The sequence below is a fragment of the Bacteroides sp. Ga6A2 genome (assembly GCF_000702225.1).
Classification (GTDB): domain Bacteria; phylum Bacteroidota; class Bacteroidia; order Bacteroidales; family Bacteroidaceae; genus Ga6A1.
Genome location: NZ_KL370874.1, coordinates 1 through 25,343 on the forward strand (window position 1 = coordinate 1; position 25,343 = coordinate 25,343).

Sequence of the window (25,343 nt, forward strand, 5' to 3'; positions counted from 1 at the left end):
AGTCAAATGAAGTTGTTGGATTTTGCAAAACATTTCGACAGCGAGGAAGCTTGTGAAAAGTACCTCAAGGAAACTCGCGAAAAAGAAGGTATAAAGTGCAGCCGCTGTGGCTGCGAGAAACAGTACTGGAACCGTTGCCACAAACGCTGGATGTGTGCCAAGTGCGGACATGAGACTACCCTCAGGTCGGGCACGGTTATGCACGGCAGCAACCTTCCACTGCTATACTGGTTCACAGCCATTCACTTGCTCACGTCCACAAAAAAGACGTTCTCAGCAGCCGAGATGCAGCGACAGCTCGGGCACAAGCGCTATCAGCCTATCTGGGAGATGATGCACAAACTCCGCAGCGTTATGGGCGAGCGCGACTCAAAGTACAATCTTGAAGGAACAATAGAACTGGACGAGGGCTATTTTACAAGAAACAACGACTCTGCAAAGGATGAAGATGAGGACGAGAATCAAAAGAGGGGACTTGGCAGCCAACGCAAGTCGATATGTCAAGAAATCTTCGGCTTTCCTTCGGGATGCGTTCGGGATTTGCCAAACCGCATACAAACAAAAAAAGATAGAGCGAATGCTCTATCTTTCCTACTGATTAGCCTGTAAAGCTATATTTATTTCTTTAAATCCAAACTCTTTTCAGAAGCAGCGGCTGCATTCTTGTCAGCCTTCTGCTCAAGTGCAACACGAACTGCATCGGCTGTATTAGCATTAGCAGGAAGCGCCTTAAGGTTAGCTGCTATCTTGCCGACATTCATGTTTGCTATACCCTTAACAGGTAACTTAGTCTCAGCATTTGCTATCGCAAAGCAAACGACCATTGCAGTGAATATAAACAATCTTTTCATCTTACCTCAATTTTTTATTGTTACACTTAGTTGTCTCTCTTAAAGACATTGCAAAGATAAGAAGAAAAATCATTAAACAATCACAAAACAATGTTTTTTAGCATAAAATACTCAAATTCTTGACTAATATCAACTCTTTTTATGCTACACAACATAAATATCGGGGATTTTTTGGTGTTTTATGGACTAATTTAACAGATACGCAATGTAACCCACATACATAAGCACCATGATGCAGCCCTCTACCCTATTGATAATCTTGCCTGTACGCGCCAAAATCCACATAACAACACTTGCAACAAGAAGCGTAAACAAGTCGAACATCGTGATGTGTCCGAGCGGAAGTTGCGAAACCGTTGCACTCGCACCAAGAATCCAGAAGGCATTGAACACAACGCTACCGATAACATTTCCTATCGCCATGCCCGAATCGCGCTTGCGTGCAGCCATAAGCGATGCGGCAAGCTCTGGCAACGATGTTCCTCCCGAAACGAGCGTGAGGGCTATAACCGATTCGCTAACGCCAAGAAGACGGGCAACATCGCATGCGCCATCGACAAAGAAATCGCCACCGAAAATCAGTCCTGCCAAGCCAAGAAGCACATACAGCACAGATTTCCACACAGGCATGATGCTTTCAGGGGCAACAGGCTCTTCGCTCGCGCCCTCGCTGCTGCGAGCCGTGGCAAGCGTATAGAACATAAACACCACAAAGAAGCAGATGAGCAACATGCCGTCGCTTCGGGTTATGACATTCCACTGGGCATCGTCGATAAAAGCATCGCACGCAACGACAAACAGCACAAACGACGACAGAACGGCAAACGGAAGGTCTTTGTAAACCGTGCGGTTCGTTACCTTGATTGGGAAAACGGCAGCCGTACAGCCCACAATAAAGAGAATGTTGAAGATATTGCTTCCAACCACATTACCGATGGCAATCTCGGTGCTTCCTTTGAGCGAGGATATAAAACTGATTACAAACTCGGGCATAGACGAACCGAACGCCACGACCGTAAGACCGATTACAAGACTCGAAATGCCATAGCGTGCGGCTATGGCGGCAGCACCGTCGGTAAGTTTGTCGGCACCAACAATAATCATCACTATTCCAGCAATGAGCAACGCTAACGAAACAATCATATTGTTATTTATTGAAAATTCGACTGCAAATATAACAAATATGCCGAAATACATCCTCTTTATGTTGAAGGACATACAAAAAAATTTTGAACTTACATAAAAAGTCGATACTTTTGCTACAGATAATTTAACAACAATCTTTTTACCTCTAATTCAATTGAAAATGTTATACAAAACTGCTTCATCGTGAGATGGGGCAGTTTTTCGTTTTTATCCCCCCCATCAGGAAATAGGCAAAAAAAATCCCGACATGCGCCTTGACGCATATCGGGACGAATATTTCTGTTCAGCTTTTATTCCTAAAATTACTTAGCAGGAGCATTCTGAGCAGGTGCGCTCTCTGCTGGAGCATTCTGAGCAGGTGCCGATGGCATTGCAGGAATGTTGTTAGGGTTTACGTTACTGCTCTCGGTAGCCTGCTTTGTCATGACTGAGTTTTCGCCGCTTGCAGATGGCAAACTGTATGCTGCAAGAATACTAATGACAACCATAAATGCAGCAAGGAACCATGTGATGTTTTCCAAACCGCTCTTAGTGTTGCGCACACCAAAGATTGCATTTGAGCTTGAGAAGCTTGATGCCAAGCCGCCGCCCTTTGACTCTTGAATACATACGACAAAGCACATTATAACGGCTGCCAATACAATCAAAACAATTAAAAATACGTATAACATTTCTTATAAATTATTTACTGTTAATAATCAGTTTTTCTAAAAATCTTATTTGGTCTGCAAAGTAACGATTTTTTTTTGGATATTTCAAACTTAATTGCTGAATAATTTTAAGTGCCTTATCATATCTTTGCTGTTTTATATAGATTTTCGCCAAAGTTTCGGTGAAAAACTTATCATCAGCACTTTCGTTCACACCTTCGGGCGCATTTTGCTGCGCATCATCGTCGGAATGAACGAATGAAATCGTCTTCTTTTTAGGCTCTTCGGCAACCATCGGCATTTCATCCTGAACGGACGGCGATACAGCCTCATCTTCAGCGGCAAGAGCATCATCCTCAGAGTCGGCATTGCTGCTGAATTTTGGCAGAACGTGCTTAGGCTTTCTGCGAGGTGCGCCGATGTCGAGCATCAGACGCTCATCGCCCTTCTTTATAAAGTCGTCGATAAGGCTCTGTCCCTGCATCTTGTTGGCATCGCCCTCGCCCTCCTCGGGCTTTATGTCGTCGAGTTGCTTGAGGTACGAAACATAGTCGGTAGCCAAATCAACCGGTTTCGTATCGTTCTTCTCCTCTCGCCTCTCTTCTTTTTCCTCCGGAAGACTGTCGAGGAACACGTCGATGAGCGACATGGTACGGTCTACCGACAATCCGCCATCGGCAACCGAGCTTTCCTCGCTCTTAAACTTAGGGATTATGTAGTTTGCGCCTTCAACGAGCATGAAGAGCTGGCGGCGGTCGTTTACATACAAGGCAGCCTTTCGCAACTCATCGCCAAACGACGAGTCGTGAAGAATGTACAGATTCTTGAGCAACAGCAGGCGAGCCGTCTGATAGTACGGATAGCGAGCCAGCAAGCCTCTCAGTTCGAACAGCGAGTTGCGGTCGAGTCGTTCGGGGTGACTTATGTATTCTGTCAAATCTGTCATTGGGCTACCAGTTTGCTACCGTTGCGTTAAAAATCTGATTCGTTATGTCCTTAACCATCTGGTTCACAAGGTCGTCCTGAACAGATGTGAGAGGCTGAGACGAATCGTATGTCTGCGAGGCACTAAACGTGCGCTCGAAATCCTCGGAATGATTGCTGTTGTTAACAAAGCGCACGTTGACGGTCATCTTCAACTCAACCTGAGACGAATAACCGTCGGCAGATACCGATTTGTTTGCCTGAGTGTAGTCGGTTATCTCTCCGCTTATCTGCAAGTCGCCGTTTCGCCTAACCTGCTGAAGGCGAGTCTTCTTGCTGAATTCATCAACCAGTTCGTTGTTGAAGATTGACGCCATAGGAGCCCACACATAGGCTGCACGGTTTGGGAACGTGGCAATGCTTATGGTCTTTGTCTTTGTATAATCTATTGAAGAACCATTGAACTTGTACGACACGCTGCACGCTGCCACCAGAGGCAGCACGAGCATGAGAATCAGTTTTACGATATTCTTATTCGAGACCATATTTCTTAATTTTACGATAAAGCGTGCGCTCAGACATTCCAAGAGCGTCGGCCACTATTTTTCTGCGATTGTGATGTTTGCGAAGGGCATCTTCAATCATCTTCTTCTCGGCCTGTTCAACAGCCGAATGTGCGCCTTCCGAAGGCTCTACGTCCTCTACATCAATCCAGTCGGACGAGCCGTAATCGCTGCTGCTCGGCGTTACTACCGGAATATCCGTAGTAAGGTGCTTTGGCGCAGGCAGACCTGCCGGAACTTTAGCCACGCTGTCAGATTTATGCGGCTGTCCGCCCTCGAGTTCGGCAACGCGGTTGCGAAGGTCGGCAACCTGCTTTCTGAGCTCGTAGATGAAGCCGTAAATCATGTCGCGCTCCTCGCTGAACGAGTGCTCCTCCTTTTTGTTATGGTTTATGTCGAGCACCTCGGTTGTCTCGGCATCCTCGGGAACATAGCGTTTAAGCACCTCGAGAGTGATGCGACGTTCTTCGGATACGACCGAAATCTGCTCAACCAGATTGCGGAGTTGGCGCACGTTTCCCGGCCATTTGTAAGCCAAAAGGAGCGGCTTGGCATCTTCAGCAAGTTGCACGGGCGGCATGTTGTACTTCTCAGCCACGTCCATGGCAAACTTCATGAAGAGCTTTATGATGTCGTCGCCTCGCTTGCGCAAAGGCGGAATGAAAATCGGAATCTGGTTAAGGCGATAGAACAAATCCTCGCGGAAGCGTCGCTCGCTTATAGCCTTCTGAAAGTTGACGTTTGTTGCGGCAACGATTCTGACGTTTGTCTTGCGCACAACATCCTCGCCCATTCTTATGTATTCGCCCGTCTCGAGCACACGCAGCAACCGGGCTTGCGTAGCCATCGGCAGTTCGCCCACCTCGTCGAGGAAGAGCGTTCCGCCATCGGCAGAGCCGAAATATCCCTCTCTGTCCTGAAGTGCGCCAGTAAACGAGCCCTTCTTGTGTCCGAAGAGTTCAGAATCAATTGTTCCCTCGGGAATTGAGCCGCAGTTTACCGCCATGAACTTTTTGTGGCGGCGCGCGCTGTTGTCGTGAATCAGTCGCGGTATAACCTCCTTGCCCGAACCGTTCTCGCCCGTAATAAGCACAGACAAATCGGTTGGGGCAACCTGCAGAGCCATGTCTATAGCCCTGTTCAGTTCTTCACAGTTTCCTATAATGCCATATCGGGCCTTATTCTTCTGTATTTCCGAAGTATTCATTACCGCAAAATTCTTTAAAAGCGTACAAAGGTAAACAAAATAAAAAAGAAAAACCACATATAGGCTAAAAAAAAGTCCCGACACAGAAAAATCTGCATCGGGAACAAACAATATGTTAACTAAAGAGTTTCGGATTAGTCAATCTCCTCGTCAGCCTCGTATCCGCCCATCTCGCGGATAGCGTTCTTAAGCATTGTGTACTGCTGGAACAAGTGGTTAACAGGAACCTCGCCCTTAGTGTAGTCGTGCATTGGGCTCTTGAGGAAGAAGCTCAAGAAGCGCTGTATGCCGTACTTGCCTGCGCGTGCTGCCAAGTCGCTCAACAATACCAAGTCGAGGCAAAGAGGAGCGGCAAGGATAGAGTCGCGGCAAAGGAAGTTAATCTTAATCTGCATTGGATAGCCCATCCAGCCAAAGATATCGATGTTATCCCAGCCTTCCTTGTTATCGTTGCGTGGAGGATAGTAGTTGATACGCACCTTGTGATAGTAGTCTGTGTACAAGTCAGGCTGCTCCTCTGGAACAAGGATTGACTCCAAAGTAGAAAGCTTTGAAACCTCCTTTGTGCGGAAGTTTGCTGGCTCGTCGAGTACAAGACCGTCGCGGTTGCCAAGGATATTTGTTGAGAACCAACCAGAAAGACCAAGGCAGCGAGTGCCGATGATTGGAGCGAAACCGCTCTTTACAAGAGTCTGTCCAGTCTTGAAGTCCTTACCTGCGATAGGCAGCTTAGTCTGCTCTGCCAACTCCCACATTGCAGGGATGTCGACTGTTGTGTTAGGAGCACCCATGATGAATGGAGCGCCTTCCTTCAATGCTGCATAAGCGTAGCACATAGATGGAGCAACGTGCTCAGTATCGTTAGCCTTCATTGCAGCCTCGAGCGAAGCAACAGTTGCGTGAATCTTCTCATCAACCGGAACATACACCTCGGTAGATGCTGCCCAAAGAACTACGATACGGTCGCAGTTGTTATCAGCCTTGAACTTGCGGATATCAGCACGAATCTGCTCTGCCATATCCATGCGGTCCTTACAATCCTTTACGTTGTTGCCATCAAGACGCTTAGCGTAGTTCTTGTCGAATGCTGCCTTGAAAGGAACAATCTTCTCCAATTCGTCCTTTACCGGATTGATATCTTTTTCTTTCAGTACCTCGCAGTTGATTGCCGATTCATAAGCGTTAGCAGGATAAACATCCCATGCACCGAAAACGATGTCGTTAAGACTTGCGATAGATACGATGTCGCCGTACTTCTTGTACTGCTTGTCGGCACCCTTGCCCACGCGAATCTTGTCATACTGAGTCATTGAACCTACAGGCTTTGCCAAGCCTTTGCGGGCCATCAAGACGCCCGTCATAAAGGTTGAGGATACAGCTCCCAAACCTACAACCATCACACCAAGTTTACCGGTGGCTGGCTTTACATTTTGATTTGCCATTTATTTTTATATCTTTTTAGAAAACTTTTTTTGAGGTTTAAGTTTTTACCGATGCAAATGTATTAAATTTGAGCGTAACTGAGCAACTTTTGGCATTAAATCTTCAAAATATCTTCATATTAAAGATTATTTTGAGAGAACAAAGTTCCTTTTTGCACAAAAAAAGCGAGTTATTAGCCAAATATCACATTATCAAACCAGTTTTTGTCCTGCAAATATGCGCGAGCCGTGTATTTCGACTTATCGTGCTCGGGAACAAGAGGAATGTAATCCAACCCTTTATCGTTAGGAATAAAATTGTTGTAATGGATATCGAATCTTTCGGCATTCGTTATCCATCGGCTTTTCAGTTCGTGCGCCAAGATGCCCATGTTGTTGCGAAGGTTTACCTCTACGCACGGATGCAGAAAGTCACCCTTCTCATAATCCCTCACAATCATCATGTCAACTCCCAAAACTCCATTATAATAAGGTGCAATCAGATTGCGCACATTCTCCTCGACTACTTTGCGTACAGTACGGATTTTATCAACGTCTACGCCTAAGATATAGCACATATAGTCCTCAATCTCCTTGTCGGTCATCAAAACATTGCCCTGATAAGTGCCTTGGTTGGCAGTATCGAACTTGGAATACCCCAAGAAAGAGACCTTTCCTTCAGACACCTTGAACTCTAACGCATAATCGCCGAATTTATTATACAGAGGCTCAACGATACAGCATCCCTGCTTCTCGATGACATTGTTTACCCAGCCCTTCACCTTCTCGGTTATATTCGTACTGTAGCAGTAGTTCAAGCCCTTTCCGCTGCTCGACCACGGCATTTTCATCATCACACCTTCGTATTTCTCTGCCAACGGGAAGAACTCTTCGAGACTGGTGATTACGAACGACTCGCCTACGCAGAAATCACGTCCGATGGCATCAACTATCTGCGGAAGCATCTGCACCGCCGTACGACGGCTCGAAAGGTTGCGGATGCCTTCGAGTTTCTCTTCGGATGGGAGCATTGACTGCGGAACGCCCCATTTCTCGAACTTACGCTTGATGTAGCCGTCCCAACCCCACGGAGCAAGTTCGGCATTGTCAACGTCAATGGAAAGCCGGCTGCACACATTCTTGAACGGTTCTTTGAAAGAAGCAAAGCAGACGCCCTCGCCCACCTTCTTCTTCACCTTATTATATATAGAATCGCGGAAAATCTCAGCCCTCTCAACCGAATCGACGATGACAATATCGCCCGGCTCGGCTATCCACGTTGGCAGGAACGACAAATCGTTTGCCATCTTGCGAATAACAGCCGGTGGCAGAAAGCTCGACTTATTGTCTGCCAGAGCCATATCGTGCTCAGGATTAAATACAAGTATCTTCATAATACAACAATAATGGATACAAAATTAACATTTTTTGCATAAATACAACCAAAAATATGCAGCAATAAAAAAAATCAAGATTTTTGCAAAGTCAAGTTTGCAAATTTATATTTTTTACCTATCTTTGCAGTCAATTACAAAATAAATCGAATGGATGCTTTCTATAGAACCCATGCTTATTTGATTGAGCACACCAACGCTCCCGTACACAGGGCATTGATGGACGAGATTAACTGGGACGACCGTCTGATTGGCATTAAAGGCAGCAGAGGAGTTGGCAAGACAACATTCCTTTTGCAGTATGCCAAGGAGAAATTCGGCAACGACCCATCATGTCTCTACATCAATACCAACAACTTCTATTTTCAGGGCCGAGGAATAGCCGATTTTGCAGGCGACTTTGTCAGAAAGGGCGGAAAAGTACTGCTTATCGACCAAGTATTCAAGCAGCCCGAATGGAGCAAGGAACTGCGTAAGTGCTATGATCTATACCCACAGCTAAAAATCATTTTCAGCGGTTCGTCGGTAATGCGCCTGAAGGACGAGAACCCCGAACTGAACGGAATCGTAAAGAGTTATAACCTAAGAGGATTTTCATTTCGTGAATTCATCAATCTCCAGACAGGAAACAACTTCCCGTCGTACACCCTTGAGGAGATACTGAACAACCACGAGCACATCATAAAGTCGATACTCCCGAAGGTTAGGCCTCTCGATTATTTTCAGGATTACCTGCATCACGGATTCTACCCATTCTTTCTTGAAAAACGCAATTTCTCGGAGAATTTGCTCAAGACAATGAACATGATGGTGGAAGTGGACATTCTGCTCATTAAACAAATAGAGCTGAAATATTTGTCTAAAATAAAAAAATTACTATATTTGCTCGCAGTAGACGGTCCGTCGGCTCCAAACGTAAGCCAGCTTGCTAACGACATTGAGACATCGCGAGCTACTGTGATGAACTATATCAAATATCTTGCCGATGCGAGACTGATAAATATGGTCTACCCAGAAGGTGAGGGTTTCCCAAAGAAACCAGCCAAGATAATGATGCACAACACAAACCTGATGTATGCCATCTACCCAATCAAAGTAGAGCAGCAGGATGTTCTTGAGACCTTTTTTGTAAACACTATGTGGAAAGACCATAAAGTGTACAAGGGCGACAAGGGAGCCTCTTTCATCGTTGACGGTGAGTACAGGTTCCGCATAAGCACAGAGAGCAACAGGCTCAAGCCGCATCCGAACATCATCTATGCACAGCACCCTACTGAGATTAGCCGTGGCAACCAGATTCCGCTATGGCTCTTCGGGTTCATGTACTAATGGATAAAGACAAAAAGTTGAGGATAATCAATTTACTAATAATAATTTAATCAAATTATGGCTAAAGAAAAAAAATTTATCACTTGTGATGGTAACCAAGCCGCTGCACATATCGCGTATATGTTCACAGAGGTAGCTGCCATCTACCCTATCACTCCATCATCTCCAATGGCGGAGCATGTTGACGAGTGGGCAGCTCAGGGCCGCAAGAACTTGTTCGGCGACACTGTATCTGTTCAGGAAATGCAGTCAGAGGCTGGTGCTGCTGGTGCAGTACACGGTTCTCTTCAGGCTGGTGCACTTACAACTACATTCACTGCTTCACAGGGTTTGTTGTTGATGATTCCAAATATGTACAAGATTGCCGGTGAGTTGCTTCCATCTGTATTCCACGTATCTGCGCGTACAGTTGCATCTCACTCTCTTTGTATCTTTGGTGATCACGGTGATGTTATGGCTTGCCGCCAGACTGGTTTCGCTATGCTTTGCGAGGGTTCTGTTCAGGAGGTTATGGACCTTTCAGCAGTTGCTCACCTTGCAGCACTCGAGGCTCGCGTTCCATTCATCAACTTCTTCGACGGTTTCCGTACTTCTCACGAGTACCACAAGATCGAGATGATTGAGGAGGACGACGTTAAGGGTCTTATCGATCAGAAGGCTCTTGCTGAGTTCCGTTCACGCGCTCTTTCTCCAGAGCACCCACAGGCTAAGGGTATGGCTGAAAACCCTGAGACATTCTTCGCACACCGCGAGAGCTGTAACCGCTTCTACGATGCTGTTCCTGCAATCGTTGAGAAGTACATGGCTGAGATGTCTAAGATTACTGGCCGCGAGTACAAGCCATTCACTTACTATGGTGCTGCTGATGCAGACCGCGTAATCATCCTTATGGGTTCTGCTACTGAGGCAGCTCGCGAGGCTATCGACTACATGACAGCTAAGGGCGAGAAGGTTGGTATGGTTTCAGTACACTTGTACCGTCCATTCTCAGTAGAGCGCTTGCTTGCTGCTGTTCCAAAGACTGCTAAGAAGATTGCAGTTCTTGACAGAACTAAGGAGCCGGGTGCAAACGGCGAGCCTTTGTATCTTGACGTAAAGGATGCATTCTATGGCCAGCCAAATGCTCCAGTTATCGTTGGCGGTCGCTACGGTCTTGGTTCATGCGACACTACTCCAACAATGATTACTGGCGTATTCGAGAACCTTGCATTGCCACAGCCTAAGGATCACTTCACTGTAGGTATCAACGATGATGTAACATTCACTTCACTTCCTGAAAAGGTTGAGATTCCTATGGGTGGTGCAGGTATGTTCGAGGCTAAGTTCTTCGGTCTTGGTGCCGACGGTACTGTAGGTGCTAACAAGAACTCAGTTAAGATTATCGGTGACAACACTAACAAGCACTGTCAGGCTTACTTCTCTTACGACTCTAAGAAGTCTGGTGGTTTCACTTGTTCACACCTTCGTTTCGGTGACAACCCAATCCGTTCAACATATCAGATTAAGACTCCTAACTTCGTTGCTTGCCACGTTCAGGCATACCTTCGTATGTACGATGTAACTCGTGGTTTGCAGAAGAACGGTCAGTTCTTGTTGAACACAATCTACGAGGGACAGGAGTTGATCGACTTTCTTCCAAACAACGTTAAGCGTTACTTCGCACAGAACAACATCACAGTTTACTATATCAACGCTACTAAGATTGCTCGCGAAATCGGTCTTGGTAACCGTACTAACACAATCCTTCAGTCAGCATTCTTCCGCATCACTGAGGTTATCCCAGTTGATTTGGCAGTAGAGCAGATGAAGAAGTTCATCGTTAAGTCTTACGGCAAGAAGGGTGAGGATGTTGTAAACATGAACTACGCTGCTGTTGACCGCGGTGGTGAGTACCAGACATTGGCTGTTGACCCAGCATGGGCATCTCTTCCAGATGACGAGCCAGTTAAGCGCGACGAGCCAGAGTACATCACAAACATCGTTCGTCCTATCAACGCACAGGCTGGTGACTTGCTTCCAGTTTCTGCATACAAGGGCATCGAGGATGGTACTTGGGAGCAGGGAACTGCTGCATACGAGAAGCGCGGTGTATCTGGTCTTGTTCCTGTATGGAATGCTGAGACTTGTGCACAGTGTAACTCTTGTGCATACGTTTGTCCTCACGCTTGTATCCGTCCATTCGTTATGACCGACGAGGAGGCTGCTGGCGTAAACGGCGCATCTCTTGAGATGAAGGCTCCTGCTGCATTCAAGGGCATGAAGTTCCGTATTCAGGTAGGCGTTATGGACTGCTTGGGCTGCGGTAACTGTGTTGACGTATGTCCTAAGAAGGATGCAGAGGCTTTGAAGATGGTTCCATTCGACCCATCATCAGAGGACGCTGTTAAGGAGGCTAACAACTGGAACTACTGCGTAAAGAACGTTAAGTCTAAGCAGGATCTTGTTGACGTTACTTCTAACCCACGTATGAGCCAGTTCGCTACTCCATTGTTCGAGTTCTCAGGTGCTTGCTCTGGTTGTGGTGAGACTCCATACGTTAAGTTGATTTCTCAGTTGTTCGGCGACCGCGAGATGGTAGCTAACGCAACAGGTTGTTCTTCAATCTACTCAGGTTCTATCCCATCAACTCCTTACACTAAGAACGAGAAGGGTCAGGGTCCAGCATGGGCTAACTCATTGTTCGAGGACTTCTGCGAGTTCGGTATGGGTATGGTTCTTGCAAACAAGAAGATGAAGGCAAGAATCCAGCGTTTGTTGGAGGAGATGATTGCTTCTGACAAGACTTCAGAGGCTTACAAGGAGGCTGCTAAGGAGTGGATTGCTGGTCAGAACGACGCTAAGGCAAGCCGCGCTGCTGCAGACAAGTTGATTCCTGAAATCAAGGCTGGTGCAGCTGCTGGTTGCGCTGTATGCGCTCAGCTCGAGGAACTTTCTCACTTCTTGACTAAGCGTTCACAGTGGATCATCGGTGGTGACGGTGCATCTTACGATATCGGTTACGGCGGTCTCGACCACGTTCTTGCATCTGGCGAGGATGTTAACATCTTCGTTATCGATACTGAGGTTTACTCTAACACTGGTGGTCAGTCATCTAAGGCTACTCCACTTGGTGCAATCGCTCAGTTCGCTGCTGCAGGTAAGAGAGTACGCAAGAAAGACCTTGGTTTGATGCAGGCTACTTACGGTTATGTTTACGTTGCACAGGTTGCTATGGGTGCTAACCCAGCACAGTGCTTGAAGGCATTCCGCGAGGCTGAGTCATACAACGGTCCTTCATTGATCATCGCTTACGCTCCATGTATCAACCACGGTTTGAAGGCTAAGGGCGGCATGGGTAAGAGCCAGGCTGAGGAGGCTAAGGCTGTTGAGTGCGGTTACTGGCACTTGTGGCGCTTCGACCCTAGATTGGCAGAAGAGGGCAAGAACCCATTCCAGCTCGATTCTAAGGCTCCTAACTGGGATAACTTCCAGGCATTCCTCGAGGGCGAGGTTCGTTACTTGTCAGTAAAGAAGGCTTACCCTGCAGAGGCTCAGGAGTTGTTCGATCAGGCAAAGAAGTGCGCTCAGGAGCGTTACGCAAGCTATGTTCGTATGAGCAAGATGGATTACTCAGAGCCAGTTATCTAATCTCTGACAAATCCAGAATAAATATAAAGGCTGCATCTTTCAGAAGGTGCAGCCTTTTTTTGATAGAAATATTCTACTTATTTTTATGATTCGATATTTTTTTCAACGCTTCATTTGAAAAGAAGAAACACCTTTTAGAATCAGCATGATAGATTATCTGACCGTCAAGTGCTGTACTTATAACAGTTGTTGATGCCATACCGCCTCTGTAAAGCAAGAAATTACAGATATCGGTAGCAGTGATATAAGGATTGTCGGGAGTATGAGAATGCAATAAAGTTTCAACAGGCTTTCCCGAATCATCTACAGTCTTCATAGCCAAAAGCGACTTGTGATACCGTCTGAAGCACAACGCATTGCCTTCATTGTCAAAATCGATTGAATAGTCGTTTCCAAACGGAATGGTGTTATGATGCATCGTGCCCTGAAGAATATACAATCTAATGATGTTGTCGTTGATGCGTACAAAATCGAAGTTTGGACCGCCACAATTTTTGTCGTAACCAATTTGTTCGCCATATTTTTCCAATCCGTTTTTGAGCATAAGCATTTTCAAAGCGAGGCGACTACGTTCTTCCTTTCTTATAGGACGTTTGTCGTACGAAACCATCATCTTTCCGTTCTGAATATTATAGCACATTTCGAAAACACAGTTTTTCTGCTCATGGTCAAAAAACACGACTCCCCAAGAATCCTTTGTTGGCTGCCAGATAATATTTCTGCCAATGGACTCTCTACCATAATGTACCAACATGGAGTCGGTAGATATCCAGTTTACACGCTCGGCATGATACAGATTGTAGCCTTCTTCGCAAATGCTATCGAGTTTTGTCTGAATAACCTCAAGAGGCGGACGTTTAGGTTTCTTAGGTTTACCTTCCTTGCATTTAGCAAACGAAGAGAAGCACATTGCCGCAACAGCAACGAACGACAGTCTTAGAAAATGTCTTGTATTAGTCATAATGGTTTTATAAAGATTTGATTTACATTATATTAGAATTCAGAAACCGATTTTTCGCAAGCGTAAAAATTCAGTTAAGTACAAAATCACTAACAAAAATACAATAAAAAACCACCAAAGCCTGTACTTTATCTATTTTTTTACTACTTTTGCATAGAATAATCTAATATCTTACAATGCCAAACAGCATTAAAGAATAAAATAAACTAAAATGAAAAAATTGTTTTTATACCTATTGGCACTTCCTCTGACATTCATGTCGTGCAGCGACGACTCTTCAGAAGATTTTATTGAGGAGAATCAAGTGTTTGAAAAGATCTCATATACGAGTGATTATCAGCAGTTACAGACTTACCAAACCGTGGTTATCAACAGCGAGAAGGAATATCAAGACTTTATCAGTAAATATATAGATGATATTTCCAATCAAACTCCAAAAAGAAGCAAAGTTAACTTCTCTAAGAAATCCATAATAATGGTATATGGAGCATCAAACAAAGGCATAGATGATATTGAGAGGAAATTGGAAAAACATGACAATGACTATTATATAGACATTACAGTAATGCAGGATTTGACATATCCTATAATGGGCTGGTATGTAGGCTACACTGTTCCGAAAATAACAAACGAGAAGGTAAACGTAAACGTTCGCTACGAATAAGGAGAGCTGATTTCATCATAAAGAAAGACTCACAATCGCACAATGCTTGACGATTGTGAGTCTTTTTTCTTGCCTAAAACAAAGAGCCTCAGCAGAGAGACGCAAAACCGAACAAGAAGCAAGCAAAGCGTCTGGTATGCAGAACAAATGCAACAATATTCATCTTTACAAGATTTTATCCCTATTTTTGGGGATATCAGACAGTAAAATCACTATTTTTAATGATTGATACATTGTTTTTATCGAAATAATTTTGCAAACAAATTCAGAAAGATGGTAAAAGGATACATATCAGCGGAAATTTCGGAATAAAAAACAATGAAGAAAACCAACCCTCAGACAGGCAAAAAGAAAGGAAAGACAAGATGGCGTTCAACGCACAAATGGATTGGCTTGGTATTTTCTGTTTTCATTATTGTATTCTGCTTCAGCGGAATTATACTGAATCACCGTCGGCTATTCTCATCATGCGAGGTTAGCAGATGGTGGATGCCCTCGAACTATCATATTAAAGACTGGAACCAGAGCGTAATAAAAGGCACTCTGCCAGCAGACAGCAACCGCATAATTGCCTACGGACAAGCCGGGATATGGCTTACAGACCGCGACTTCGGGAACTGGCACGACCTTAACAAAGGCTTGGACAAAGGCATTGACAACCGCAAGATAACAAACATTGTTAGAACCGGCGACGGTACTCTGTGGTGCTCTGCCCTCTACGATGTTTACAGATACGACAAGACTAACGAATGTTGGGACAAGGTTACGCTACCCGGAAACAACGAGCGTGTGAGCGACATTGCGCTGCGCGGAAACGACACGATAGTCGTTGCCACTCGCTCGGAGATATACGAGGCGGTTGCGCCAAGCTACAACTTCGCTCTGCGCAGGCTAAAAACGCCCGAAGGACACAGCTGCAAGGTAACGCTGTTCAAGACATTCTGGATGCTTCACAGCGGCGACATGTTTGGGCTGGCAGGACGGCTGTTTGTCGATTTCATAGCCATTGTGATAATCATTCTCTGCATCTCGGGCATCGTTTTCTTTATGCTAACCAACTCGGTTAAGCACCTGAGCAAACGGGCAAAGAACAGTTCGGCAGAGAAAGCCGAAAGACTAAAGAAAACGATAAAGACATACGCCGGCTGGATGAGGTGGAACATGAAATGGCACAACAAACTGGGCGTTTGGCTGATAGTGTTCACGCTGATACTTTCGGTCACGGGCATGTGCCTGCGTCCGCCACTGATGATTCCGCTGGTGATGACGGAAGTCTCGCCAATACCCGGCTCTACCCTATCGAGCGAAAACGCGTTCTGCGACAAAATGAGAGGCATAAGATGGGACGCGAATTTGCAGAAGTGGATTCTGGGAACGAGTGAAGGATTCTACACGGCAGACAAGGATTTCTCCTCAGCACCCAAGAAGATGAATGGTGCTCCGAAAGTAAGTCCGATGGGAATAAACGTGTTCTGCAAGAATCCCGACAACAACAACGAGTGGCTGATAGGCTCGTTCAACGGTCTGACAAGATGGAATCCGGCAACGGCAGAACAGACCGACTGGTTCACCGGCAAACCCCCGGTTGTGCCGAAAGGCATTCCGATTGCGAGCCACGCCGTTACGGGTTTCACGGCAGACTTGAAGGGCAAGACTCCGGTGGTGTTCGAATATTCGGCTGCGCCAAACGTAAAGATGCCCGAGATGCCCGATGTTCTGAAAAATCAGCCAATGTCGCTGTGGAACTTCGCACTCGAAATGCATGTAGGCAGATGCTATGAGCCGTTTCTGGGGTCGGTGCTATCGGTCCTGTTCGTATTCATCAGCGGACTTCTGCTGACGCTCGTGCTCGTTTCGGGATACATCATCAGAATAAAGACAAAGAAAAAATCACTTAATTATTAAACATTTATAAAATAACAGAAAAATTATGAGACTCAAAAGTTTTATTACAATGATGTTCGCATCTGTTGCGCTGTTGGTTGGTACAACTTCATGCGGTGATGACGATGACGACAAGGTAGTATCAGTAGCCGAGGCAATGGCTGGCGAATACAATGGCGACCTCGGCATCAGCGTGATGGGTACTGAGGTGAAGAGCGAAGGCACTTTCAAGGTAACAAAGGCAGACGGCACTCACATCGACCTTACATTGCCGGCAGCAGGCGAAGGCGCAATGGCTCTGCCATCGCTCGACGTAAAGAACATTCAGACTACAGCCGAGACCGAAATCACCGTTGGCGACCAGAAGGTTAAGGCTTACACAGCCACCCTCGACAGTTATTCTGGCTCAATTACAGTAAACGGCGAGGAGAAGGCCTACACCATCACAAACCTTTCGGTAGCAGTTACTGGCAATGCCTGCGTTGTTACTTACACTCTGAAGTATGGCAAGATGCCAATGGCTATGGAAGCAACGTTCCAGGGAACAAGAAAGTAAAGATATTTCATAGATGAAATCAAGGCTTATTATTTTGATTCTGTCCGTCAGCATGGCTTCGACTGTGCTGGCGGCCAGTCATGTTATTAAGGGTAAAATCACGAGCACAAGCGGCGAACCTCTGCCCGGCTCAAACATAACGGTCAGGGGCACGAAGAACTTTGTTACGACCGCCGATGCTAACGGAAACTACAAGATTGAGGTTGGAAGCAACAAGTCTTACAAGATAACGGTATCTTACGTTGGATATGTAACCCAGACATTCAACGTATTGGTAAACAACGGCGATGTGGACAAGAACGTAAAAATGGTTGAAGACGAGCACTCGCTCGACCAAGTAGTGATTACGGCAACACACACCGCCAAGGCTCTGAAAGATGTACCCGTGGTTACGCGCCTCATCACCCTGTCGGATATTCAGAAGGTTGATGCCACCAACATTCAAGACATGCTTACGCAAGAACTTCCGGGACTGGAGTTCGGCTTGGCAATGAGTCAGGAAACATCGCTCAACATGAGCGGATTTGGCGGCAACGCAGTATTGTTCCTTGTCGACGGCGAACGAATGGCTGGCGAGACAATGGACAATGTTGACTACAACCGAATGAACCTTGACAACGTGGGCAGGATAGAGATTGTGAAGGGCGCATCGTCAGCTCTCTACGGCTCGAATGCCGTTGGAGGAGTGATAAACATCATAAGTCGCGAGAATACCGAGCCTTGGACGGCAAACGTAAACTCGCGCTACAGTTCGATGGGAAACGAATGGCGCAACGGTGCGAACTTCTCTCTGAACAAAGGAAAATGGAACTCACAGACAAATTTTCAGCATACGGATATTGAGCCGATAACGCTTTCGACCGGAATATCATCGGCAGAAAAGGCACTGGCAATTCTGCAAGGCAAGACAATTGACGAGGACAAATCGGACATCAAGCGTCTGTATGGTCAGGAGACATTCAACGTTAAGGAACGGCTCACATTCAGCGCAAGCGACAGACTGAAATTCGTGGCTCGCGGCGGATATTTCTTCCGCGACAGTCAGCGCGACACATACAGTTATCACTTCAATGCCTACAGCGCAGGTCTGAAGGGGCGTTACACGGCGGCTAACGGCAGCAATCTCGAAGTGTCGTATGCTTTCGACCAATACGACAAGGCTAACTTCGACACCAGCGGAAAGCGCACTCACGACCACGACTACAGCAACATTCAGCACGTTGGCCATGCCATCTACAACCATCTGCTTGGCAAGAACACACTTACGGTCGGAGCGGATTTCATGCACGACTATCTTACTACATACCAGTTTCTGAACAATGCAGAGAACTCGCAGAACAATGCCGACGGATACGCACAGTTCGACTACAATCCAACACAGAAACTGAACATCGTCGGAAGTCTTAGGTACGACTATTTCTCGGCATCCGACAACCAGTCTGTTACCGCCCGACTCGCCGCCGTGTACAAACTCAAGCATCTGACGCTAAGAGCCAACTATGCCAGCGGATTCCGCGCGCCGTCGCTCAAAGAGATGTACATGCACTACGACATGGGCAACATGGGTTACATGATAATCGGAAATCCCGATCTCTCGCCCGAGAAGAGCAACAACTACAACATTGCCGTAGAGCACAACGGAAGCGTGAAGAACGGCAGCATCATCGACGGAAACTACAACATAACGCTGATGGGCTACTGCAACGTGTTCGACAAACGCATAACAACAGTTGAGCGATATTGGGTGGTAGATGCCAGCAAGGCCGAAGGCGGATTTCAGATTACTGCCGACGACAAGCATCTTACATCGCACGAAACGGCCGATGACATAACATACAAATACACAGCCGACGACGGAACGGTAAAAGAGGCTCTGAGCAGCGCACTCTACTGGAACGAGGACGGCGTGAAGGTTTACGGGCTTGAACTGAGCGCGAAATACAACTTCGACTTCGGTCTTGGACTGAAATACAACTACTCGTACATGCACGAGAGCGGAAACGTGGTAGACAGCCAGTTCACTCAGCCACGCTCGCACTCTATGACGTGGAGCGCCGACTACGAGCACCGCTTCAGCAAAAACTACAAGGCAAGCATCACACTATCGGGACGCGCCCTCGGAGCTCCGCAGTCGGGACGCAAGGATGTTGAGCAGGGCTACTCAATATGGAAATGCATGGTTCAGCAGCACATCATGAAAGGCATTAAGCTGAACTTTGCCGTAGACAACCTGTTCAACTACGTTCCGAAAGCCTATCACTACAACTCTCCACTCACAACAGGAAGAAACTGGAGCGTGGGACTATCGCTTAACATTGACAGATTTTTTGAGAAATAACATATTGCAACAATGAAATTATCCGAGAAAGCAAAACGCATTTGGAAATGGATAGGACTGGCAGTGCTGACCCTTACGGTCGTCGCTGCCTTAGCAGCCGTATGGAACACTTGGTTCGGACGCACTCGCATCGCCTTCGTAAACTATCAGGTTACAACGCTTGGCGAGATAAGCAAGGCTAACGACAATCCGTTTATCAAGATTGAAGAACTGACACTCGACAAACTCGACGACATTGACGACTACGACATGGTATTCGTAAACGCCATGGGCATTCGCCTTACCGAGGAACAGCGCGACAAGATTCAGATGGCTGGCTGGACGGGAACGAACATCCTCACAACGATGGCTACAAATCCCGACAACTACATCATAAGCGTAGACAGCATAACAGCCGACACATTAAACACTTATCTGCGCGGAGCAAGCCGACAGAACTACCGCTCGATGCTCAACTACATCCGCACAAATGTTGACAAGAAAATCATCTTCTGCGGAGACATCGACGCCGCCACTCCATCGCCAACCGGAATGTTCTCTCACCCCAACATCGAACATCCCAACGACGAGGATGTTTTCTTCGAAAGCATCAAGGATTACGAGGCATATCTGCAAAAGCACAATCTGGTTGAGAAAGATGCTCCGCGAGTAATCGTAACTGGCGCGATGGGCAATCCGAACGAACTGGTTCTTGCCCTCGAAAAGAGCGGAAACACGGTTTACTGCGTAAACGGAATGTTCGTCAGATTTCTGAAGATGATAGAGGCTGAACGCCCCGACATGAAGTTCAACGCGGTGGTGAACCTTGCCCACGGCAGACTTGGCGACAAGGCTGTTGAATGGCTGGCGCAGCAGAACATTCCGCTGTTCGGAACGCTCAACGTTAATCGCCTGACTTCAAAATGGGAAGAAGACAAGCAGGGAATGCAGGGCGGCTTTATGAGCCAGAGCATAGTAACGCCCGAGATTGACGGTGCAATACGACCTTACGTCCTCTTCGGACAGCGGATAAACAAGGAAGGACTACACGAGGCTTACACCATTCCCGACAGACTTGACAAGTTCGTAAAGACCGTTAACAACTACATCGCGCTCCAGAAGAAGGCGAACAAAGACAAGCACATTGCCATCGTCTACTTCAAAGGTCCGGGCGAGCAAGCTCTCTCGGCTTCGGGACTCGATGTTGTGCCATCGCTCTACAACATGCTCAAGCGACTTCAGAGCGAGGGCTACAACACAAGCGGACTGCCATCTTCGGTAACCGATTTTCAGAAGATTATCATGAAGAAGGGAGCACCAATAAGCGACCTCAGCATCATCGAGCAGCACCCCGACACGGTTGTGAGAATTCAGTTTGGCAACATCGCACTTCTTCCCCAGCCTCTTGCAGGACACGGCGACAACACGTTCCAGATTGTTCACGGAACGGATGCCGACCCTGTAAAGGAATTTCAGAATGCATACTTCTGGATTCAGAACTCTTTCAAGGCCGATGCCATGATACATTTCGGCACACACGGAGGACTTGAATTCACTCCGCGCAAGCAGGTGGCACTATCGAGCAACGACTGGCCCGACAAACTTGTAGGAACAATTCCACACTACTATCTCTACACCATCGGCAACGTGGGCGAGGCTCTCATTGCCAAGCGACGCACATACGCCGGAATCCAGAGCCACATCACGCCTCCGTATCTCGAAAGCAATCTGCGAAACACATACAAATCGCTTACAGATGCCATTCAGACTTACGAAAAATCGCCTTCGGATGCGGCATCAATAGCCGTAAAGAAGATTGCCGTAAGCATGGGAATACATCGCGACCTCGAAATGGATTCTATCCTTACAAAGCCGTGGACAGCCGACCAGATTGCAAAGGTTGAGCACTTTGGCGAGGAGATTGCCAACGAGAAGATTGTCGGTCAGCTGTACACGCTCGGCGAGCCTTACGAGGCAAAGCGCATAGAATCGACCGTCTACGCCATGTGTACCGACCCAATAGCATACAGCCTGCTTAGTCTCGACAAACAGCTGAAGCGCGCCAAGGGCGATGCCGAGAAGCACAAGGCTTTCTTCACATCGCAGTATCTCAATCCAGCCAAGGCTCTCGTGGGCCGACTCCTCAACGGCTCGGCTGACGTGAGCGATGCCTTCATCTGCCGCACCGCTGGAATATCTCAGCAGCAACTCGACAAGGCTCGCGAGATTGAGAGTTCGCAGAACAATCCGTCGGATATGATGTCGATGATGATGGCAATGATGGGCAGCAACGACAAGGACAAGAGCGGCAGAAAACCATCGAAGCCGGAAGCCGCATCAAAGGCCGAAAAGAAGCCCGATGCCGAGGCTATGAAAAAGATGAAGGAAGCCGGAAAGGGCATGGACCCAAAGAAGGCTCTGCAAATGGCAAAGATGGCCGGAGCAAGCCCCGAGGCTCTGAAAAAGATGGCTGCCGCAATGGGACTGGGCACAAACAGCACGAAGAACGACAACGTAAGCGGCATGATGGCTAAAATGGCTGCCATGAAGAAGTCGTACACCAAGGAAGAAACGTATCTTGCCAACGCCATAATGGAGGTTGAGCGCACGCTGAAGAACGTGAAAGCATACAAGCAGCAGCTTCTCGACGCGCCAAGGCACGAACTGGCATCTATGATGAATGCCCTGAACGGCGGATATACTCGCCCAAGCAGCGGAGGCGATGTCATCTCCAATCCTCGCGCCCTTCCAACTGGCTGCAATCTGTACGGAATAAATGCCGAAGCCACTCCAACCGAGCAGGCTTGGGAGAAGGGAAAGATGCTTGCCGAAAATACGATAAAGATGTATCGCGAGCGTCATCACGACTCCATTCCGCGAAAGGTTTCGTTCACCTTCTGGTCGTCTGAATTTATCGAGACTGGCGGAACAACCATGGCTCAGGCATTCTATCTGCTCGGCATCGAGCCTGTTCGGGATGCCTTCGGGCGTGTTACCGACATCCGCCTCATTCCGAGCAAGGAACTCGGGCGTCCGCGCATCGACGTGGTTATTCAGACATCAGGACAGTTCCGCGACATTGCAGCATCGCGTCTGTATCTTCTAAACCGCGCCGTACAGATGGCTGCCGAGGCAAAAGGCGACAAGTTCGAAAACATGGTGAGCGAGGGCGTAAAGGAATCTGAACGCGCCCTAACCGAATCGGGAATTTCGCCTAAAGATGCCCGCGAGATGTCTACATTCCGCATCTTTGGCGGACTTAACGGCGGCTACGGAACGGGCATTCAGGAGATGGTTCAGCAAGGCAGCAGTTGGAAGACCGAAGACGAGATTGCCAACACCTACATCAACAACATGTCGGCCTTCTACGGCTCAGAAGAATATTGGGAGAAGGCTTCGAAAGTGGCTTTCAAGGCAGCCCTGACGCGCACCGATGCCGTGGTTCAGCCGCGCCAGTCAAACTCGTGGGGCGCACTATCGCTCGACCATGTTTACGAGTTTATGGGCGGAATGAATCTTGCCGTACGAAACGTTACGGGCAAAGACCCCGACGCTTATCTGGCCGACTATCGCAACCGCAACAACAACCGCATGCAAGAGGTAAAGGAAGCCATCGGCGTTGAAAGCCGAACAACAATCTTCAACCCAACCTACATCAAGGAGAAGATGAAGGGCGGCGCGAACGAGGCTTCAGAAATTGCCGACATCGTTGAGAATACTTACGGCTGGAACGTAATGAAGCCTAAGGCTATCGACAACCAGATGTGGGAGAAAATCTACAACGTCTACGTCAAAGACGAGATGAATCTGGGCATCGACAAGTTCATGAAGGAGAAAAATCCGGCTGCTATGGAACAGATGGCTCACACCATGGTTCAGACAATACAGAAGGGACTGTGGAAGGCTTCGCCAGAGAAACTGAAAAGCCTTCAGAAACTGGAGCAAGACCTCCATGCCGAGGCTGAAGCCCGTATGCACGACAACATGGGCAAGGATAACAGCAACGACGGCACGGTTATGAAGAAAGAAACTCTCTCCGACTCTGCCGAGACAAGCACAACCATCGTTACGGCCTCGGTTGTGATAGCCTTCGCACTCGTTGCCTTTGCAGTAATTGCCGTAATAATACGCAAGCGTCGCAAACAAGAAACCGAAGAGGAAGAAGAGTGATGGAAATAGTAGTTCTTGTACTGATGTTTCTGGTCATGTTCATGACATGGCTGAAACTATCCTTCCTGAAAGCATGGCATATAGCAGTAATCTCTGCTATATGCTCGCTTTTCATCGTGCTAACGTGGCGCATTGCCATTGAGCAAAGCCGAAACGAAATAAGCGAATGGCTCGGCAACCAGAGACTGATGCTCGACACGTCGGTTGTGCTGACCGTTGAAGTTCTGTGGCAGATGTGCTTCTGCCTTCTGTCTGGAAAGTTGCTCTACGGCGAGAAGGTTGGCAGACGCACAATTTTCGCTTATCGTGTGCTCAGATTCTTTCCAGGGGTACTTATACTGCCCGTACTGTTTTATGCGCTAATTCAGACCGTATATGCCTTTACCGGGGTTAGTTTCTCGCTCGTTGCATGGACGATGGCGGCATTTGTCTTTCTGCTGATGCCATCCGGAGCATACACAATCCGCTTTCTGCTGCCCGAGAAACCGCTGAGGCTCGAGATTCTGTTTCTCTGCGCTTCGATGATTCTCATTCTCGGCATAATAGCCACGGTTAACGGTTCAACAACGTTCAAAGGCTCAGACCCGATAGAATGGGCGGCATTGGGCACATTCACGCTTATCGCCCTTGTGTGCGGAACTGTCGGCTTTCTCATCAGACAATATAAAATCCGAAAATCAAACTAATAAACAATAAACATCATTATGGAAATAATTTCAGATATTCTCTATTGGATAAGCACAGGGCTGCTTGTTCCTGTAATCGTTGCACTTATCCTTCTTTTTCTGCGTTCGCTGCTACTCATAGGCAGTTTCTTCGGACAGTATCTGGCAATACGCAAGTCGGCTGCGCAGATAAGAAAGGCTCTTACGGGCATCTCTTCTGAAAACATCGACAGCGTTACGGCAAATCTGCCTAAAAAGAGCGACATGCTTGTCGTTTCATTCGTAAAGAAAATGATTGAAAGCAAGGATAACTATGCTGAGGTAAAGCGTCTGCTTGCCGAGTTCGAGATTGCAGCCGACAAAGACATCGCAACGTGCAAGATGCTCTCTAAGCTCGGTCCGATGCTCGGACTTATGGGAACTCTCATCCCAATGGGACCGGCTCTTGCAGGGCTTGCATCGGGCGACATCGAGTCTATGGCACGCAACATGCAGGTTGCCTTCGCAACAACAGTTACGGGACTGGTTGCGGCAGCCATCGGCTACGTTACCCAGCAGGTAAAGCAACGCTGGTATCTGCAAGACATGACTAATCTTGAATATCTTTCAGACATCCTAAAAAAATAAATATGCGTCACAGACTATTAAAGAATAACGAGGAAGACGACCCGATGTCTACGGTGTCAAACCTGTTCGATGTTGCAATGGTTTTTGCCGTCGCGCTGATGGTTGCACTGGTTACACGATTCAACATGACCGAGATGTTCAGCACCGAGGACTTCACGATGGTTAAGAATCCGGGAAAGGAAAACATGGAGATTATAACCAAGGAAGGAAAACAGATAAACAAATACACTCCGTCTGATGACCAGTCGTCGAAAGACGGAAACAAGGGAAAACGCGTAGGAGTTGCCTACCAACTCGAAAACGGCGAGATTATCTATGTTCCGGAATAAATAACCCTCTTCTAAAAAAACGAGTTCACAGTCGCCCGTAAAAATGCGACTGTGAACT

The 25,343-nt window shown here is 47.2% G+C and carries 19 protein-coding genes and 1 pseudogene; 11 read left to right on the forward strand and 9 right to left on the reverse strand.

Features of this window, described 5'->3' with window-relative positions:
* Window positions 1–6: 6 nt before the first annotated feature.
* Window positions 7–492 (forward strand): annotated as a pseudogene (locus tag T538_RS0115540) (IS1595 family transposase); the annotation flags it as partial.
* A 125-nt stretch (window positions 493–617) separates the two neighbouring features.
* Here T538_RS0115540 and T538_RS0115545 read toward each other — a convergent pair.
* The 8 genes from T538_RS0115545 to T538_RS0115580 all read right to left on the reverse strand — a co-directional run bounded on the left by T538_RS0115545 (window position 618) and on the right by T538_RS0115580 (window position 8,156).
* Window positions 618–851 (reverse strand): hypothetical protein, encoded by a 234-nt coding sequence (locus T538_RS0115545; RefSeq protein ID WP_031535515.1) that lies wholly within the window; start codon window positions 849–851, stop codon window positions 618–620.
* A 186-nt stretch (window positions 852–1,037) separates the two neighbouring features.
* Entirely contained in the window at window positions 1,038–1,994 is a 957-nt protein-coding gene (locus T538_RS0115550; protein WP_031535517.1) for a calcium/sodium antiporter, read from the reverse strand.
* Window positions 1,995–2,299: 305 nt separating this feature from the next.
* Window positions 2,300–2,668 carry a preprotein translocase subunit SecG gene (gene secG, locus T538_RS0115555; RefSeq protein WP_031535520.1) on the reverse strand — a complete coding sequence of 123 codons (369 nt, stop codon included), beginning with the start codon at window positions 2,666–2,668 and terminating at the stop codon, window positions 2,300–2,302.
* Between the two features lie 10 nt (window positions 2,669–2,678).
* Entirely contained in the window at window positions 2,679–3,593 is a 915-nt protein-coding gene (locus T538_RS0115560; RefSeq protein WP_031535522.1) for a tetratricopeptide repeat protein, read from the reverse strand.
* Between the two features lie 4 nt (window positions 3,594–3,597).
* A complete protein-coding gene (gene lptE / locus T538_RS0115565) occupies window positions 3,598–4,116 on the reverse strand; it encodes an LptE family protein (protein WP_031535524.1) in 519 nt (172 codons plus the stop codon).
* The gene (locus T538_RS0115570) at window positions 4,103–5,341 is read right to left on the reverse strand and encodes a sigma-54 interaction domain-containing protein (RefSeq protein ID WP_031535526.1); all 1,239 of its coding nucleotides are present in this window, start codon (window positions 5,339–5,341) and stop codon (window positions 4,103–4,105) included. The genes lptE and T538_RS0115570 overlap by 14 nt, the downstream gene beginning before the upstream one ends.
* 134 nt (window positions 5,342–5,475) lie before the next feature.
* Window positions 5,476–6,783 (reverse strand): inositol-3-phosphate synthase, encoded by a 1,308-nt coding sequence (locus T538_RS0115575; RefSeq protein ID WP_031535528.1) that lies wholly within the window; start codon window positions 6,781–6,783, stop codon window positions 5,476–5,478.
* 173 nt (window positions 6,784–6,956) lie between these two features.
* Window positions 6,957–8,156 (reverse strand): hypothetical protein, encoded by a 1,200-nt coding sequence (locus tag T538_RS0115580; protein ID WP_031535530.1) that lies wholly within the window; start codon window positions 8,154–8,156, stop codon window positions 6,957–6,959.
* Between the two features lie 150 nt (window positions 8,157–8,306).
* On the opposite strand from T538_RS0115580, the gene T538_RS0115585 reads away from it, so the two are divergent.
* Together T538_RS0115585 and nifJ are read left to right on the forward strand one after the other, a co-directional pair.
* Window positions 8,307–9,485, forward strand: a complete 1,179-nt coding sequence (locus tag T538_RS0115585) for an ATP-binding protein (protein WP_031535532.1) — start codon at window positions 8,307–8,309, stop codon at window positions 9,483–9,485.
* Window positions 9,486–9,542: 57 nt separating this feature from the next.
* Window positions 9,543–13,112: a pyruvate:ferredoxin (flavodoxin) oxidoreductase gene (gene nifJ, locus T538_RS0115590; protein WP_031535534.1), complete on the forward strand. Its 3,570-nt coding sequence runs from the start codon at window positions 9,543–9,545 to the stop codon at window positions 13,110–13,112.
* 73 nt (window positions 13,113–13,185) lie between these two features.
* Here nifJ and T538_RS0115595 read toward each other — a convergent pair whose 3' ends face one another.
* Window positions 13,186–14,073, reverse strand: a complete 888-nt coding sequence (locus T538_RS0115595; protein ID WP_051656182.1) for a hypothetical protein — start codon at window positions 14,071–14,073, stop codon at window positions 13,186–13,188.
* Between the two features lie 220 nt (window positions 14,074–14,293).
* Between T538_RS0115595 and T538_RS0115600 the strand changes: the two genes are divergently transcribed.
* The 8 genes from T538_RS0115600 (at window position 14,294) to T538_RS0115635 (ending at window position 25,285) form a co-directional block, all read left to right on the forward strand.
* On the forward strand, window positions 14,294–14,737 hold the full coding sequence (locus tag T538_RS0115600; RefSeq protein WP_155993300.1) for a hypothetical protein: 444 nt from the start codon (window positions 14,294–14,296) through the stop codon (window positions 14,735–14,737).
* Between the two features lie 318 nt (window positions 14,738–15,055).
* Window positions 15,056–16,642, forward strand: coding sequence for a PepSY domain-containing protein (locus tag T538_RS0115605; RefSeq protein ID WP_051656183.1), 1,587 nt, complete (start codon window positions 15,056–15,058; stop codon window positions 16,640–16,642).
* A 25-nt stretch (window positions 16,643–16,667) separates the two neighbouring features.
* Window positions 16,668–17,177 (forward strand): calycin-like domain-containing protein, encoded by a 510-nt coding sequence (locus T538_RS0115610; protein WP_081835047.1) that lies wholly within the window; start codon window positions 16,668–16,670, stop codon window positions 17,175–17,177.
* Between the two features lie 13 nt (window positions 17,178–17,190).
* Entirely contained in the window at window positions 17,191–19,515 is a 2,325-nt protein-coding gene (locus tag T538_RS0115615) for a TonB-dependent receptor (RefSeq protein WP_031535543.1), read from the forward strand.
* A 12-nt stretch (window positions 19,516–19,527) separates the two neighbouring features.
* The gene (locus T538_RS0115620; RefSeq protein ID WP_031535545.1) at window positions 19,528–23,664 is read left to right on the forward strand and encodes a cobaltochelatase subunit CobN; all 4,137 of its coding nucleotides are present in this window, start codon (window positions 19,528–19,530) and stop codon (window positions 23,662–23,664) included.
* Window positions 23,664–24,350, forward strand: a complete 687-nt coding sequence (locus tag T538_RS0115625; protein WP_031535547.1) for a hypothetical protein — start codon at window positions 23,664–23,666, stop codon at window positions 24,348–24,350. Before T538_RS0115620 ends, T538_RS0115625 begins: the two co-directional genes overlap by 1 nt.
* 18 nt (window positions 24,351–24,368) lie before the next feature.
* Window positions 24,369–24,956 carry a MotA/TolQ/ExbB proton channel family protein gene (locus T538_RS0115630; protein WP_031535549.1) on the forward strand — a complete coding sequence of 196 codons (588 nt, stop codon included), beginning with the start codon at window positions 24,369–24,371 and terminating at the stop codon, window positions 24,954–24,956.
* A 2-nt stretch (window positions 24,957–24,958) separates the two neighbouring features.
* Window positions 24,959–25,285, forward strand: a complete 327-nt coding sequence (locus T538_RS0115635; protein ID WP_031535551.1) for a DUF2149 domain-containing protein — start codon at window positions 24,959–24,961, stop codon at window positions 25,283–25,285.
* Window positions 25,286–25,343: the final 58 nt, after the last annotated feature.